General features: G+C 44.3%; 9 protein-coding genes. 8 read left to right on the forward strand and 1 reads right to left on the reverse strand.

Translation table 11 applies throughout. The features are described from left to right. The first annotated feature begins 4 nt into the window (after positions 1-4). From POV27_RS15000 to POV27_RS15015, 4 genes are all read left to right on the forward strand, one after another. The gene (locus POV27_RS15000; RefSeq protein ID WP_272863606.1) at positions 5-4,255 is read left to right on the forward strand and encodes an eCIS core domain-containing protein; all 4,251 of its coding nucleotides are present in this window, start codon (positions 5-7) and stop codon (positions 4,253-4,255) included. After that, the gene (locus tag POV27_RS15005; protein WP_272863607.1) at positions 4,255-5,286 is read left to right on the forward strand and encodes an outer membrane protein assembly factor BamB family protein; all 1,032 of its coding nucleotides are present in this window, start codon (positions 4,255-4,257) and stop codon (positions 5,284-5,286) included. Before POV27_RS15000 ends, POV27_RS15005 begins: the two co-directional genes overlap by 1 nt. Positions 5,287-5,296: 10 nt before the next feature. Beyond that, positions 5,297-6,571: an ATP-binding protein gene (locus POV27_RS15010; protein WP_272863608.1), complete on the forward strand. Its 1,275-nt coding sequence runs from the start codon at positions 5,297-5,299 to the stop codon at positions 6,569-6,571. Between the two features lie 304 nt (positions 6,572-6,875). Next, positions 6,876-8,018, forward strand: a complete 1,143-nt coding sequence (locus tag POV27_RS15015) for a cystathionine gamma-synthase (RefSeq protein WP_272863609.1) — start codon at positions 6,876-6,878, stop codon at positions 8,016-8,018. Between the two features lie 68 nt (positions 8,019-8,086). Here the strand turns inward: POV27_RS15015 and POV27_RS15020 are convergent, their stop codons facing one another. Then, on the reverse strand, positions 8,087-8,887 hold the full coding sequence (locus tag POV27_RS15020) for a THC0290_0291 family protein (RefSeq protein ID WP_272863610.1): 801 nt from the start codon (positions 8,885-8,887) through the stop codon (positions 8,087-8,089). Positions 8,888-9,133: 246 nt separating this feature from the next. Between POV27_RS15020 and gdhA the strand changes: the two genes are divergently transcribed. The 4 genes from gdhA (at position 9,134) to POV27_RS15040 (ending at position 16,053) form a co-directional block, all read left to right on the forward strand. Then, complete coding sequence (gdhA, locus tag POV27_RS15025; RefSeq protein WP_272863611.1) at positions 9,134-10,477, forward strand: NADP-specific glutamate dehydrogenase; 1,344 nt, start codon at positions 9,134-9,136, stop codon at positions 10,475-10,477. An 88-nt stretch (positions 10,478-10,565) separates the two neighbouring features. Beyond that, on the forward strand, positions 10,566-12,911 hold the full coding sequence (porZ, locus tag POV27_RS15030; protein WP_272863612.1) for a type IX secretion system anionic LPS delivery protein PorZ: 2,346 nt from the start codon (positions 10,566-10,568) through the stop codon (positions 12,909-12,911). A 2-nt stretch (positions 12,912-12,913) separates the two neighbouring features. Beyond that, positions 12,914-13,633, forward strand: coding sequence for a DNA repair protein RecO (gene recO / locus POV27_RS15035; RefSeq protein ID WP_272863613.1), 720 nt, complete (start codon positions 12,914-12,916; stop codon positions 13,631-13,633). Beyond that, the gene (locus POV27_RS15040; RefSeq protein WP_336375840.1) at positions 13,633-16,053 is read left to right on the forward strand and encodes a TonB-dependent receptor; all 2,421 of its coding nucleotides are present in this window, start codon (positions 13,633-13,635) and stop codon (positions 16,051-16,053) included. Before recO ends, POV27_RS15040 begins: the two co-directional genes overlap by 1 nt. Positions 16,054-16,058 lie beyond the last annotated feature (5 nt).

Here is a 16,058-nt window from a genome sequence, read left to right on the forward strand (position 1 = left end):
TTGTATGCAAACCGCATCTCAGGAACATATCACCCAATCCAAAGCACAAGCCCAACCCAAGGCTTTTGTACCACCTGTCCCTGTGGTTCAGAAAAAGCTAAAAATTGGTGAGTCAGACGACCCGTATGAAGCAGAAGCCGATGCTGTGGCCGATAAGGTAGTCCATCAAATGGATACTCCACCTATTCCCCCGACGAATACGGGAGGACCCTTAGTGCAGAAGAAGTGCAGCAATTGTGAGGATGAGGAATTACGAAGGAAACCGCTTTCCGAAACCATTACGCCTTTAGCGCAACGAAAGGCCTTGGCGAGTCAAGATTCGAGAGTGGCCTCACCTGAAGTTACCCAACAGATCAACAATTCGAGAGGTGCCGGTAATGCCATGGATGGCAACACCCAGTCCTTTATGGAAGATCGTTTTGGGAGCGATTTCTCCGATGTTCGCATTCATACCGACAACAATGCCACACAGTTGAGTAAGTCCCTGAATGCACAAGCCTTCACCGTGGGGAATGACATCTACTTTAACGAAGGCAAATACAACCCTGGTACTACCCAAGGAAAGCACTTGTTGGCGCATGAGCTAACGCATACCATTCAGCAAGGAGGCGCTATTTCAAAAAAGATCAATAAGAAGTCCGGGAAACGGATACAGCGTAATATTCTAGATGATATAGGAAGTGCTATTGGAAGTGCGGCCGAAACCACATGGGATTATACGGGTGGCGCGGCTATACGGTTTGGAGGACGTGTAATTGAATGGGCCGAGGATCGAGCCGAAGAGATTATTGAAGATATCGCACCGGGATTGTTGGATTTCCTGCGAAATGGTTGGGATAGCCTAAAAGAAATGTTGGCCAAATCCTTGGACCGAATGACGGGCGGACTTTTCAGCCAATTACAAGCGGAGGGATTATCGGGTATTCTGGAGGAATTCGTTTCCAGCATCATCGATTCCCTAAGCGGGAAGATTGCCGATGCCTGTACCGCCTTTGCCCAATTGGCCCGAAAGATTTTCAACTTCATTGAAAAACTCACGGGAAGGGCCCTGCAACGGATCCGTGCCATTTTCAACAAAATATCTGCGGGACTTTCATGGCTCTGGACCGAAGTAGGAAAACCTGTGGTCGAAGCTGTGAAATCGGTGGCTCGCGATGTTTGGGATTGGGTAGTGGAGAAAGCCAATTGGGTATGGGATCTTATTAAACCAATCCGGGATGCAGTGGCCAGGGCCTGGGAATGGATTAAGGATGCTTTCAATATTGCCTGGAATACCGGAAAGTCGGTATTGGATTGGCTTACAGAAAAACTAGAGGACGCCTGGAATTGGATCGTATCTGCCATAGAGCCCATTAAGAAACCCCTCATGGTCATTGGGAGTATTCTATTATTACTATCTCCCCTCGGACCTTTCGTCCTCATCGGTGCAGCGGCCTATGGTATTTATCGAGCGGTGATTTGGGTGAAAGACAATTGGGACAACGAGGTATTCGTGAAGTTCCGTGAAATGATCAAGGAGAATATTCTGGATCCCATTGCCAGTGGCATCAATCAGTTACAAAACCTAGCCGTACAAGCCTTCAATTGGTTAAGTGGAGCCTTCGAACGATTGAAGCAACAGGTCATGCAGCTTATGGAGTCCTTGGGTATTTTAACCCTCTTCCAGACCATTAAGAATGCCTTGCGTCGATTTGGACAAGCCATTAGCGATGGTATCGACAAGGTGAAAAATAAGTTGAGCGAAATTTATGCACAGGTAAGTCAGGTCGTTTCAGACATTTGGAACGAAATCCGTCCGTATGTAATCATCGCAGCCAAGCTGTTTTACCTCGCACTTAACCCATGGTTGTGGCCCATTGTACTTTCGGCTTGGTTTTGGAGGGCACTTCCCGATTGTTTCAAACCCGCCATTGTCGATTTCGTCATCAAAGTGATGATTTTGGTACTGCGTAGCATGCCTAACTTCAAGAATTTCGGAGAAACTTGGTTCCAGGTAAAAACACAGATGATCGAATTCTTGCAGGACCTATTGAAGAAATCGGACGAAGAAAAAATCACTGCGAGTAACCGTGTTGCCAAAATGGTATCCGAATTGGATCTGGAGATTATCAGCAATCAAGTAGAAGCTTTGATCGCGATGCCAGGTGAGATTGAAGGACAGATGGAGGAGGAGTTATTGGGTATGGATCTTACAAAACCCTTGCCTTTTGAAATTGGAAGTCAGGTAGCCAGTTTGGCGACTCAATTTGAAAGTCTAGGTCTGGGAGATCAGGTTGGGGAGGATGATGCCGCCCTATTCTCTAAACAAACCTATGGCGACAATGATATAGGGGTAGATAGCGTTGGAGAGTTTGCACCGAGTGCCGCATTGATTGCCGATATTCAGAGTCGTACGGGCGATGATGGGGTATTGGAATTTGGAAATGCCGCCGATGCCGATTCGCGTACAGTACATTCAGAATTGAGCGACATTATTAGCCATACGGGAGGCACCCATATTTCTAACTTTACTGGTGGCGATGCTGCTGGGGGTGGTGATGCTGGTGCAGATCCCGGACCCGATCCAATGGCCGATTTAAGCCCGGAAGAACAAACAGAGTTGCGTTTGCAGCATATGATGGCTCAGAGCGAAGAAAGTATGGCCAATCAGGCATGCGATCCACCAAAACAAATGGGACAGAACGAAGGCGCCCAGTCCTTTCCGGAGCATGCCAAGTTTGGACCGCTTACCCGAGGACAACGGGCACGATATACCTTAAATCAGATGTGGTCCGGTATGAAACACTGGTGGAAGTGCAACCGCCATTGGCTCATTCCTACCCTAATAGGAATCATTGTGGTATTGGTTGTGGCCGAAGTATTGTCCGGAGGATGGGTAACCGCGGCTATTCCTGTGATTTTCGAAGCGCTCATTCCATTAATGATTGGGGTGGCTGCTATACGTAGTGCTTATTATATAGGAGAATACGTTTATAAGTCCATCAAAGGAGATATTAACGGAGCTGCCAAGTCATTGGCGCGATCGTTAGCCGTGGTGGCTGTAGAACTCATTTTTGCCTTACTGGGAAGTTCTGCCTTCTGGAGATCTGTAAAGACCGGAGCCGCTGGTGCGGTGAATTTTGCACGAGGTGCTGGAAAGGCTATTTCCAGGGTGGCTCCTAGATTGGGTCGTGCTGGATCCATGGCCATGCAAGGTGCAAGACGGGTTGGGGGTGCTGTAATGACATCGGGAAGAGCGATGATTCAAAGAGGTAGATTGGTAATGCGTGGGGTGAGTGGTCGTATTGGACAAGGAGTGAGAACCTTGGAGGAATTGGCAGAGGGACTATTTAGGCGTGTCCGTTTCAGAAGGTTTAGAATCCGTTTCCAGCGAGGTTGGTTTAGACTGGAAGGATACATTAACCCTTGGGTGTTACTGGCCACTGGGAATGTTCGGGAGATAGACGATGCGACGATGCAAGCGGCTCGTGGAAACAGTAAGACGACTTTAGGTAGGGAAGTAATGGTAGACGGACAACGAGGAGTCATTATAGGCGCAACTGATGATGCTTCTCGATTAACTCAGCATTTGCAGAATAATGCAGCAAGAGGAGGAAGAGCTTTGGATGAGAATCGAGAGATTTTCGAAGGCATCATGAGTGGGCGTCTCACAGGATCTACAGCGGTATATGCGCGTGCTGTAGATACCATAATTGATAACTCGCGTGCCGCTACCCGATTGATACAAGGTAGGGTTCCAAGAGAACAGATACAGCGTATTGTAATGAATGCGTTGAGTCATCCGGGAGCGGACGTTCCTACAATACTGAGTAGACTGCAACGAGTGCAACGATTCAATATAAACACGTTTAACAGATTGCTTTCCGAGCTTTCTCACCCCATGCGAAATAAGTATATAGGAGGTGAGTTCGTATTGGCTTTCTTGTCCCGACAGAGCAATGAATTCATTGCTGGGGTACGTGGATTTGAGGTGGTACAACGATCGAGAAGGATCGATGTGCTTATCAACGGATTGGAATATGAATTCAAGAATTGGGGAGATTTCACAAACGCCCAAGGCTTAGTGAACCAGATGGTAAACGATTTCGTTCCTGGGGTTGGTTTATTGAATTCCCGATATGTAATTGCCTCAAGAGCCGGAAGTACTACCGATCTTATAGCGGCGCTCACCACTAGAATAAATAATACATTTACAAACCCTGCCGATGCACAGCGGGCAATTAGTCAATTAAATCAAGTAATATTACGTTTCTAATGAATCATACCTGCTACAAAGGAAGTTATGAACGCTGTGTTCCTCTTAAGGGAAGCATCCAAAATGCCGATACGATTCGTTTGCGGTATACCGATGTATCCGCGTCACCTTTGGTTATGGATGGGAATCTGGTATTGGCTAAGGCAGATAAATCCCTGCAATGGATTTCTATGGAGTCCGATACCACTATTTGGAAGTTGAGCTTCTCTAAGGCCATACGGGAATTATTTCAGACAGGAAATCTTCTCTTTGCTTCCGATGGTGGTACATTGTATGCCATTCACTTAGAAGATGGTTTATTGATCAAGGAGTTTGCCGATATAAACCCTAGCCTTCTTTTTGCCGTTGTAGCGAATAATGCGCTTGTTTTTCCATCCTTTAAAGAAGGTTCGCGTTTATGTTCCATTCAGTTATCGAAGTTAGAATGGAAAGACCCCATGGCACTAGAGGGATTGGCTGATTTTTCGTTGAAATATCACGAACATTTCATTATAAACGAAGCCCCTAATTTCCTGAAATGTATTGATCCAGAAAATGGAAGAGAGCTTTGGAAGGTGGATGTATTGAAAGACACGGTCCAGGGAAGCTTTGTAAACGAAGTGCCATTCGTAAAAGATGGGAAGGTATTCGTTACCGTTTTTCCCGATCGTATATTGAATATCGATATACAGACCGGAACCGTGCATTGGAATAAAACATTTGGAACAGGGATGAATACCTTTTCCGTTCCAGACTTTGAGGAAAACACCTTATGGGCGTTATCTGGTAATACCCTTCTGGAGATCGACCGATCTACGGGAGCAATTATTTCTAAAGTTTCCATCCCTTTGGAAGGGAATTTTAAGCTATCCCATTCGGGAAGTGATGCGCTTATTGCGTATTCATCTCATAAAAATGAGGTAATTTCCCTTCAGAAACGATCCAATACCTTTCAAAGGCTGTTGAATTTGAAGGACGGTGCTACCCTTCCTCCTATAATTGCGAATGGTCGGTTAGTGGTGTTGGATAAAAAGAACAACCTATATTTTTAAATAGACGAACATGCCCTTTCAGAATCTCAAAAAATACATTCTACAACGTTTCGATCCCGAAGCGAAGGAAACCGCTTTTTCTTTTCAGAATACCTTTTCCGAAGTCTTGGGACGGGAAACCACCCATGAGGAAGGACTCATTATTCTACTAGCGATGGCCCCTCATGTGATCCCTGGATTTTATGACGGTATTTTAAAGGAATTGTTCCCCGAAGGAGGCGAATTTCCGGAATGGGGTGGTGTAAAAGACGATACCTACCGAAGTATGCAGGCTACAGGGGAAACCTTGCAGCACATTATTGCCCAGGATGATATGCAGAAGCGATTGCGATTGTTGGATTATTTTCAGGAAGAACATTGGTTTTTTAAAGAACAACTCTTGTATATCGCACCCGTAAATGAAGGCATGCCATTTATGAGCGGAAAAGTAATCGTTCCACCAGAAAGTTTGCACCTTCTCATGTTTGGGGAAGAATTGAAGCCCAGTTTTGGCCCCGATTTCCCAGCCAAGGAGATCACCACCCAAATGGATTGGGAAGATTTGGTGTTGAATCCCATGACCCAGGAGCAGATCCATCAGATCCGACTGTGGATAAAGCACAAGGATCTCTTACGTGAAGATTGGGGCATGGCCAAGCGTATGGCGCCAGGATATAAGGCCTTGTTCTGTGGACCTTCGGGAACGGGAAAAACATTGACGGCTTCCTTGTTGGGAAAAGAGTTTGAGCGTCCTGTATATCGAATCGATCTATCGCAGGTAATTTCCAAATACATTGGGGAGACCGAGAAAAATTTGGAAAAGGTATTCATACGCGCAGAAAACAAGAATTGGATTTTGTTCTTTGACGAGGCCGATGCGCTTTTCGGAAAAAGATCGGCCACCCGTAGTGCCCAAGATCGATTTGCCAATCAAAGTGTGAGTTATTTGCTGCAGCGTATTGAGTATTTCAATGGCGTGGTGATTTTGGCCAGTAACTACAAGAATAATATAGATCAAGCCTTTATTAGAAGGTTTAATTCCATCATCAGCTTTGCCAAGCCCAATGCAGAAGAGCGTCTGCGTCTTTGGGAAATGGCTGTTCCTACCAATATTTCGGTACATAGGGAGATTCTCATCCAGATTTCCGAAAATTATGAGCTTACAGGAGCTCAGATTAACAATGCCCTGTCCTATTGTTGCTTGCATGTAGCGGAAAATGGAAGGAGCGATATTGGGATGGAAGACTTCCTGAAAGCCATTAAGGTTGAGTTCAATAAGGAAGAGAAAATCTTTGTGAATTTGTAAGGTACTAGGGCATCTCGATACATCACGCTTCTAGCGTGATACTCGATGACCCTCCTCGGGCTTTTTCCCGAAGACCCTTGAATGTGAAGGGACTTCGAGTGATTTTTCTGGTCCCTGAGCCTGCCTGCCCGCAGGCAGGTGATCTGAAGGATTGTATCGAGAAGTCAAAATCACTCGGCGACATGGGTTTTGCACACGTATTTTTCTCTCCAAAAATGTAAGGTCCATCTTGCCCTTTCGTCATTTTATATTGCGTAATGAAAGATGTACTTTTGTCTTTCGAAATTTACAATGTAGTATACCGATGAAATTCAACACCAAAACAATACATGGGGGTCAGAAACACGATCCCGCTTACGGTGCAGTAATGCCCCCGATTTATCAAACTTCTACCTATGCCCAGTCCACGCCAGGGGGGCACAAGGGGTTCGAATATTCCCGTACCCATAATCCTACAAGACAGGCCTTGGAGAATGCTTTTGCAAGCATTGAAAACGGAACCTACGGATTGGCCTTTGCCAGCGGATTGGCAGCCATCGATGCCGTGATCAAATTATTGAAGCCAGGCGATGAGGTGATCTCTACCAACGATTTGTACGGAGGAACCTATCGTTTATTTACCAAGGTATTCGAGGGTTTTGGAGTAAAGTTCCATTTCATAGGTATGGAGAATGCCGATAAGGTAGAGAGCTATGTAAATGAAAACACCAAGTTGATTTGGGCCGAAACCCCAACCAACCCAATGATGAACATTATCGACATCAAGGCCTTGGCCGAGGTAGCAAAAAAGCACAATATCTTATTGGGTGTGGACAATACCTTTGCGACACCCTACCTGCAACAGCCTTTGGATTTAGGAGCGGATATCGTAATGCACAGTGCCACCAAGTATTTGGGAGGGCATAGCGATGTGGTTATGGGTGCTTTGGTTGTGAAGGATGAGGCTTTGGCTGAGCGTCTTTATTTCATCCAGAATGCCAGTGGAGCCGTTTGTGGTCCGCAGGATAGCTTTTTGGTATTGAGAGGTATTAAGACCTTGCATGTACGTATGCAGCGCCACTGTGAGAATGGGAAGAAGGTAGCCGAATACTTGGCAAACCATCCGAAAATCGAAAAAGTATACTGGCCAGGATTCGAAAGTCACCCCAATCATGAAGTAGCGAAGGCGCAGATGAAGGATTTTGGGGGAATGATCTCCTTTGTGACCAAAGGAAACGATTATGACGAGGCGATTCGCATAGTAGAAAACATGAAGATCTTCACCCTTGCTGAAAGCTTGGGAGGTGTGGAGAGTCTTAGTGGGCATCCTGCGAGCATGACCCATGCCAGCATCCCGAAAGAAGAACGTGAAAAGACAGGCGTAGTAGATGCTTTGATTCGACTAAGTGTTGGGATTGAAGACGCCGATGATCTTATTGCCGATTTGGAGCAGGCAATCGGCTCCTAAGAAATAGTATGATACAATGGAAAGGGCGGTGCAATGCACCGCCCTTTCTTATATAAAGTGTATCGTTTTTAATCTAGATAATAGATATAACCAATATTCAACCAGAAAATCCAGTCATTGGCCTTGTTTTCTGGCACCTCTTGAACACCATTATTCTCTAAACTTGGGTTTAGTCCATCTACCCAGTTGGAAAAGTAGTACTGCCAACGGGCGTCAATCATAAGGTCGCTTAATGGGCTCAATTTATAACGTGTTCCGGCACTCATTACAATAGACCAAGTAGAATCCCCTTCTTGTTGAAAGGCATTGAAATACTTCACAGGCGTCGTCGAGACTGTGTTAAGAGGTCCAAGTTCACTATACGCTTCCGGATCGAAACTTACCCAGTGTACACCAAAACTGCCAAAAGGAGCAAATCTATAGGCCCCAGCAGCATAATCACGGATACTCAGAGGGAAGTATTCCAATTGCGCTCCAATATCGAAAACACGTGTAGAACCTTTCATTCCCCGCAGTTGTTCTGCCCAAATAGAGGTCTTGTCCGGGTCCACCCATTCTCCTAGGTGTTCGAAATTGGTCACATGGTAATCTATCTCACTTCTAATTTTAAAGTGATCGTTGAAATAGGTATCTCTCGTATAACAGTTACAGTCTGCTCTATATGAGAAGTTCAGGTAGTGAACGATTCCTACCCCAAAACCTACATTTCCAATGTTGGTCTCAAAATCATAGCGCTGTCCATAATCCGAATAAAAAGCAACCGGACCGGTTATGATACCGATCTCGTGCGAGAAGCCCAATTGGGCAAAAACCTCCTGTTTAGCAACAGCGAGGGTAAGAAATACCATAAGCAATATTCTGGCATTCATTATATATGTGGTTTAGATTGAGACGTAACAAATATATAAAAACATATCTAACACAGAAATATATTCAGTGTAATTGGGTTATTTACACGAAATAACAACTTTCTTTTTTATAGATAACTTATATTTGCCAACAATAACGAAAACGTTTTCAATTTATTGAATTCTCAGTTTGAAAATGTTATTTCAGGAAATTTTAAAGGATTATCATTTTTTCGACCTTTTTTTATTAATTCAAAGATTTTTATTGTGAAGCAAAGCATTAAAGATTTCATCTCCTACGCGGAGAATTTAAATCCCAATGAACCCGAATTTATCCAGGCAGTTACTGAAGTTGCCGAAACCGTAATCCCTTTTATCGAGGAGAACGAAAAGTACCAAGGAAAGATGCTTTTAGAGCGTATGGTAGAACCCGAAAGAACCATTATGTTTAGGGTTCCATGGACCGATGATAGTGGGAATATTCAAGTAAATAAAGGATATCGTGTAGAGTTTAACTCCGCGATTGGACCTTATAAAGGAGGACTTCGATTCCACCCAAGCGTTAATTTGAGCATTTTGAAGTTTTTGGGCTTCGAACAGGTATTCAAAAACAGCTTAACTACCCTTCCTATGGGGGGCGGTAAAGGAGGGTCTAACTTCAACCCAAAAGGAAAGAGCGATGCAGAGGTAATGCGCTTCTGTCAGAGCTTCATGACCGAGCTTTCCAGACATATTGGGCCTAATACCGACGTTCCTGCGGGTGATATCGGTGTAGGAGGACGTGAAATTGGTTATATGTTTGGTCAATACAAGCGTTTACGTAATGAATTTACTGGGGTTCTTACTGGTAAAGGAATGAGCTATGGAGGATCCTTGATCCGTCCAGAGGCTACCGGGTATGGAAACGTATACTTTGCCCAAAATATGTTGGAAACCAAAGGCGAGAGCTTTAAAGGTAAGACAGTAGTAATTTCTGGATCTGGAAATGTAGCCCAATATGCAGCTGAAAAAGCCATGCAATTGGGAGGAAAAGTAGTTACTTTCTCCGATTCTTCAGGGTTTATCTATGATGCAGAGGGAATTAACGAAGAGAAATTGGCTTTCGTTATGGAGCTGAAAAACGTAAGACGAGGGCGAATCAAAGAATACGTAGAAAAATATCCGTCCGCTAGTTATACCGAAGGACAACGTCCATGGAGTGTGGCTTGCGATATCGCCTTGCCTTGTGCTACTCAAAATGAATTGAACGAGGAAGAGGCCAAAACATTGGTGGCCAATGGCTGTATATGCGTCGGAGAAGGTGCGAATATGCCTACAACTCCCGAAGCGATTGCTGTTTTCCAAGAAGCGAAGATCCTTTTCTCACCAGGAAAGGCATCTAATGCAGGGGGTGTAGCCACTTCCGGATTAGAAATGTCCCAAAACTCATTGCGCTATAACTGGACGCGCGAAGAAGTAGATCAGAAACTTCATGGGATTATGAACGACATCCATGCTGCTTGTGTTAAATTTGGTAAAGACGGTGATGGATACGTAGATTATGTAAAAGGAGCGAATGTTGCAGGTTTTGTGAAAGTGGCAGATGCCATGTTGGACCAAGGCGTTGTTTAATTCCCTTTATACCTTATAATAGAAAGGTTGTCCGTTTGGGCGACCTTTTTCTTTTGTATACCGCAATAATTCCTATTTTAGCGTGTTTATGAAAAGAGAAAACCAAGGGACTTCCTTTATGAAGAAAATCATAGCACTGGCACTGTGTTTTCTAAGTGCATTCGCTACAGCCCAAAATTTTGAGGATAGCTGGAAGGGATTTTTCTCCTATGTGTCTGTTAAGGACATTTCGCAAGGGAATGGAAAGGTCTATGTGGCTGCCGAAAACTCGGTGTTTGCCTATGACCTTTTAAGCCAACAAATCGAAACCATTTCCACTATCAATGGGTTGTCTGGGGAAGTTATATCCAGTATCTATTATAGTGAAGATTTTGGGGTATTGCTAGTAGGGTACGAAAACGGCCTAATGGACGTGATTGTAGATGGCGATGAGGATATCCTAAATGTAGTAGATATATTCGATAAGCCTACCATTCCGCCCGATAGGAAAAGAATCAATGACTTTTACGAATACGATGGCCGTGTATACATTTCTGCCCAATTTGGTATTACGGTCTACGATCTTGCTCGCTTGGAATTTGGTGACACCTATTTTATTGGCGATTTGGGAACCCAAATAGAAATTACCCAAACCACTGTGGCCGACCCCTATATTTATGCTTCCTCTAGTGAAGGAGGCGTTCGACGGGCTTTGGTAGACGACGAAGACCTTATCGATTTTGCACGATGGACCACCCTTACCGCTGGAAATATCCGTGGAGTACAAACCTTGGGTACAGAGGTATTCATTGCCAGAAATAACAATATTATACAACGCTATGACGAAGGTGTTGGTTTTGTGCAAGTGGAGAATCTGGGAACCCCTATCCTTGATTTTGAAACCGAAGGCGATATTCTCGCCATTACCACCGAAGAATCCATTAGAGGATATGGTATTGGGTACAGTTTGGTAGCCGTAGTGAACAACACCCTTCCCGGTTTCGATTTTCAGTTACAATCGGGTATGGGATTCAACAATACCTTCTTTTTGGGAACCACCAACAATGGCTTGCTCATTGTTCCATTTGGAAGTCAGGATGTACTCCAGGCACTACCGGATGGGCCTATTCTTAACAAACCCTTTTCCATAGATACCTCGCCGGGACAGCTTTGGGTCACTTTTGGAGACTTAACAGCTACTAGTAACCCCTTTCCACTTAGCCGATTTGGTATTAGTAATTTAAGGGAAGAAACTTGGACCAATATTCCTTATGAAACGCTAAATACGGGTCTGGGAGGTAGTGTGCGAGAACCGACCGATTTGGTAAACGTTACCATAAACCCTAACAATCCCAACGATGTATATATGAGTTCCTTTATTGGAGGATTGCTTCATATAACCGATCAGACTCCGGATGATTTTTTGGATCAGGTATCCAGTAACTTGCTTGAAGCTACTGTGGATGGTGATAATGCCGGAATCCGTTTGTATGGTACTACTTATGACCGTCAAGGGAACCTTTGGGTGTTACAGTCTAAACTGGATGAAGGCTTGCTCAAGCTAAACAATGGGACTGGAGATCAGTTTGAAAGGGTAGATCTCTCCGGTATCATGGACAACGTTTCGGAACAGGCATTGATCGACGTGGAAATAAGTCGTGAAGGATTTGTGTTCTTCGGCTCGGCAGAGAATGGGCTTATAGGATACAATCCCACCAATGGGTCCTTAAATCGTATTGTCGATGGCCCAGGAAGTGGAAACCTTCCGCTACCCAATGCTAGAGCGATTGCATTCGATAGGCAAAATCGTCTATGGATCGGTACTTCCCGTGGACTGCGTGTGCTTTTCAATGTAGGTGGATTCTTCGATGAAGAAGCCAATACCGATGCACAGGAGATCATTATCGTAGAGAATGGAGTGCCTCAGGAATTGTTGTTTCAACAAACCATCACCGATATAGAGGTAGATGGATCCAATAATAAATGGATTTCTACCGCCACTTCAGGAGTGTTTTATCTGTCTTCCAACGGACAGGAAACCCTACTGCGTTTTACAAAGTCCAATTCACCTTTGCCTTCCGATAATGTGCAGGATATTGCCATAGACGGTTCTACGGGAAGGGTATATTTTGCGACTGTAAATGGACTGGTGGCCTTCGAAGGAACCTCAACCGCTCCTAGGGAAAATTTAGAAAATGTATATGCTTTCCCTAATCCCGTGCGTCCCGGCTTTAATGGTAATGTAACCATCGACGGGCTTACCGCTCAGGCCAATGTTAAGATTACCGATATTGAAGGTAATTTGGTGTTCGAAACAACGAGCGAAGGGGGAAGTGTACTTTGGGATACTACGGCTTTCGGGCAATATCGAGTAGCATCGGGAGTATATTTGGTGATGATCACTACCGAAGATGCCTTGGAGACCAAGGTTTCCAAAATCATGATAGTGCGTTAGCCATGCAGGTTTCTACGCGTGCATTGGTGTTTTCTTCCGTAAAATATGCCGAAGCAGACCTTATTGTAAGTTGCTTTACCGAAGATTATGGGCTAAAATCCTATTTGCTTCGGGGTATCATGAAGTCCAAGAAAGGAAAGCTGCGGGCATCGCTCTTTCAGCCCCTTACCCAATTACATTTGGAAGCCATTCACAAGGATAAGGGAACCTTGGAACGTATCAAGGAGGCAAAGGTGTTAGTACCTTATACTACTTTGCATACCCAAGTCGTAAAATCTTCAGTTGTGTTGTTTTTAGCAGAAATGCTGAAGAACAGCATTCAGGAAGAAGAAGCCAATGGAGATTTGTTCGAGTACATTTCGGTATCCCTTCAATGGTTGGATGCGCACGAAGCCATTGCCAATTTCCACATACTTTTTTTACTGAAATTAACCGCCTATTTGGGGATTTATCCGGACACTTCTGGGATGGAATATCCCTACTTCAATTTGTTGGAAGGAAATTTCGAAAAAGAACCCCTGGGCGACTATTCCGAATCGGGGGATGCCGTAGACACCTTAAAACGCTTTTTCGGCATAAATTTTGATGATTTAGAGGGAACAAAAACCACCAAAAAACAACGTTTTGAAGCCCTCAATTTGCTATTGTCGTATTATCAATTACATTTGCAGGGCTATAAAAAACCGAAGTCGCTTTTGGTCTTGAACCAACTATTTAATTGATGATGCGTGTTGTACTGTTCATCCTATGTTTCATAGGATTTTCTATATCTATTTGTGCCCAAAACATTCGAGTGGTCGATGAGGATAATGGAGATCCACTTCCCTCTGTGGCGATTTATAATGAAGACAAAAGCAAAAATGCCCTAACCGACTTCGACGGAATGGCAAATATCTCTGGTTTTAGCGATAGTGAAGCCATCTTTTTTCAATATCAAGGATACAGTTCCCTTTCACTTACCAAAAATGAAATTATAGCTGCTGGTAATCGGGTTAGATTATCGGCTGAAACCAATCAGTTGGATGAAGTAGTACTTTCCATTTCAAAATTTGGTCAGAACAAGCGCGATATTCCACAACAAATTACTGCGGTGAATTCTGAAGATGTGATTTTCAGAAATCCACAAACCGCTGCCGATCTATTAGAAGGCACTGGCCAAGTATACGTTCAAAAAAGTCAGTTGGGAGGAGGAAGTCCATTGATCCGTGGATTCTCGACCAACCGATTACTTATTACTGTGGATGGGGTTCGTTTCAATAATGCAATTTTCCGTGGTGGAAATGTACAGAACGTCATTTCTATCGATCCCCTTTCTGTAGATCGTACCGAGGTAATTTTAGGCCCCGGTTCGGTAGTGTATGGTAGTGATGCCGTGGGAGGTGTTATGAACTTCTACACCAAAAAGCCCAGTTTTTCTTTTCAGGAAGGATTCGATCTTTCCGGAAGTGTATTGGCTCGCCATGCGACTGCCAATAAGGAAAAGACCGTACATGCCGATATTAATATAGGCGGTAAGGAATGGGCCTTCTTAACCAGTGTTTCCTATAGCGATTTCCAAGATTTGAAGATGGGGAGCAACGGTCCCGACGATTATTTGCGTAATGAATTTGTAGAGACCATTAATGGGGTAGATACGGTATTGACCAATAGCGATCCGAAAGTGCAAAAATTCACGGGTTACGAGCAGATCAATATGATGCAGAAGGTACGTTATATGCCTTCCGAACAGTGGGATCTTAATTTAGGACTGTTCTATACTACTACCAGCGATTATGATAGATATGATCGTCTTATACGAAAACGTGATGGACATTTACGCTCTGCCGAATGGTACTATGGGCCCCAAGAATGGATCAGTGGAAATATTCAGGTATCCCACCAACAAGATGGGGTCGCGCTATTTGATGATAGTAAATTGACGTTAAGCTACCAGCGATTTAAGGAAAGTCGAAACGATCGTGATTTTGGGGGTACCGTATTGTTCGAAAGCGATGAAAAAGTAAGTGCCTATACAGGAGGCTTGGATTTCACTAAAAAAGTAGCCCCTAAGAGTACCATTTTCTATGGCGTGGAATATGTATATAATAAGGTGAATAGCGAAGGTACCCAAACCGACATTACGACCTTGGTGAGTAGTAAAGACGCTTCGCGCTATCCGGATGGATCCACTTGGCAATCTATGGCGGCCTATGCCAGTTTGCAGGCCAAGTTGTCGTCTACCGTTTCGTTTCAGGGAGGACTGCGTTACAATCATATCTTGATCGACGCAGATTTCACCGAGAACAATCAATTTTTCCAATTACCATTTAACGATGCCGAAGTAAATACAGGTGCCCTTACTGGAAGTGCAGGGTTAACCTGGCAAGCAAGTAAGCTATTGGGCTGGCGTTTCAATTTCGGAACTGCCTTTAGAGCGCCCAACGTAGATGATATTGGAAAGATTTTCGATAGCGAACCCGGAAGCGTAGTCGTCCCCAATCCCGATGTAGAGGCCGAATATTCCTATAACTTCGAAGTAGGTGCCAATCTGAATTTCGAAGATGTGGTGAAGTTCGATTTAGCCACGTATTACACCATTTTAAAAGATGCTTTGGTACGTCGTGATTTCAGTTTGAATGGACAGACCCAAATTGAATATCAGGGCGAATTGAGCAATGTGCAGGCCATTCAGAATGCTGGGCGTTCCCGTGTGTATGGTTTTGAAGCTGGGATGGAAGTCAATTTCTCTGAAGATGTGCAGCTAACTTCCCAGATCAATGTCACCGATGGCTATACCGAAGAGGAAGACGGAAGTCGCGTCGCGGTGCGCCACGTTGCTCCCATGTTTGGAAACAGTCATTTGTTGTTCAAGAAAAAGAAATGGAAGTTAGATGGCTTTGTGGAATACAATGGCCAATTCGATTTCGAAGATCTGGCACCTAGCCAGCAGAACAATGCCTTTTTATATGCTTTGGACGACAACGGAAATCCGTTCTCTCCTTCATGGTACACGGTAAACTTTGCGGGGCAATACCAGGTGACGGATGCCTTGCAACTTACCGCTACTTTAGAGAATATTACCGATCAGCGGTACCGTCCCTATTCTTCGGGAATTGCCGCTCCCGGACGTAATTTGATTGTGGCAGCGAGTTATTCTTTTTAAGGGAA

This window comes from Aureisphaera galaxeae, from assembly GCF_028561275.1.
In the GTDB taxonomy this organism is placed as follows: Bacteria; Bacteroidota; Bacteroidia; order Flavobacteriales; family Flavobacteriaceae; genus Aureisphaera; species Aureisphaera galaxeae.

What these genes read in the sequence shown, in the direction of transcription:
- POV27_RS15000 (WP_272863606.1), top strand. Translation starts at nt 5, where the DNA reads ATGCAAACCGCATCTCAGGAACATATCACCCAATCCAAAGCACAAGCC.
- POV27_RS15005 (WP_272863607.1), top strand. Translation starts at nt 4,255, where the DNA reads ATGAATCATACCTGCTACAAAGGAAGTTATGAACGCTGTGTTCCTCTT.
- POV27_RS15010 (WP_272863608.1), top strand. Translation starts at nt 5,297, where the DNA reads ATGCCCTTTCAGAATCTCAAAAAATACATTCTACAACGTTTCGATCCC.
- POV27_RS15015 (WP_272863609.1), top strand. Translation starts at nt 6,876, where the DNA reads ATGAAATTCAACACCAAAACAATACATGGGGGTCAGAAACACGATCCC.
- POV27_RS15020 (WP_272863610.1), bottom strand. Translation starts at nt 8,887, where the DNA reads ATGAATGCCAGAATATTGCTTATGGTATTTCTTACCCTCGCTGTTGCT.
- porZ (WP_272863612.1), top strand. Translation starts at nt 10,566, where the DNA reads ATGAAAAGAGAAAACCAAGGGACTTCCTTTATGAAGAAAATCATAGCA.
- recO (WP_272863613.1), top strand. Translation starts at nt 12,914, where the DNA reads ATGCAGGTTTCTACGCGTGCATTGGTGTTTTCTTCCGTAAAATATGCC.
- POV27_RS15040 (WP_336375840.1), top strand. Translation starts at nt 13,633, where the DNA reads ATGATGCGTGTTGTACTGTTCATCCTATGTTTCATAGGATTTTCTATA.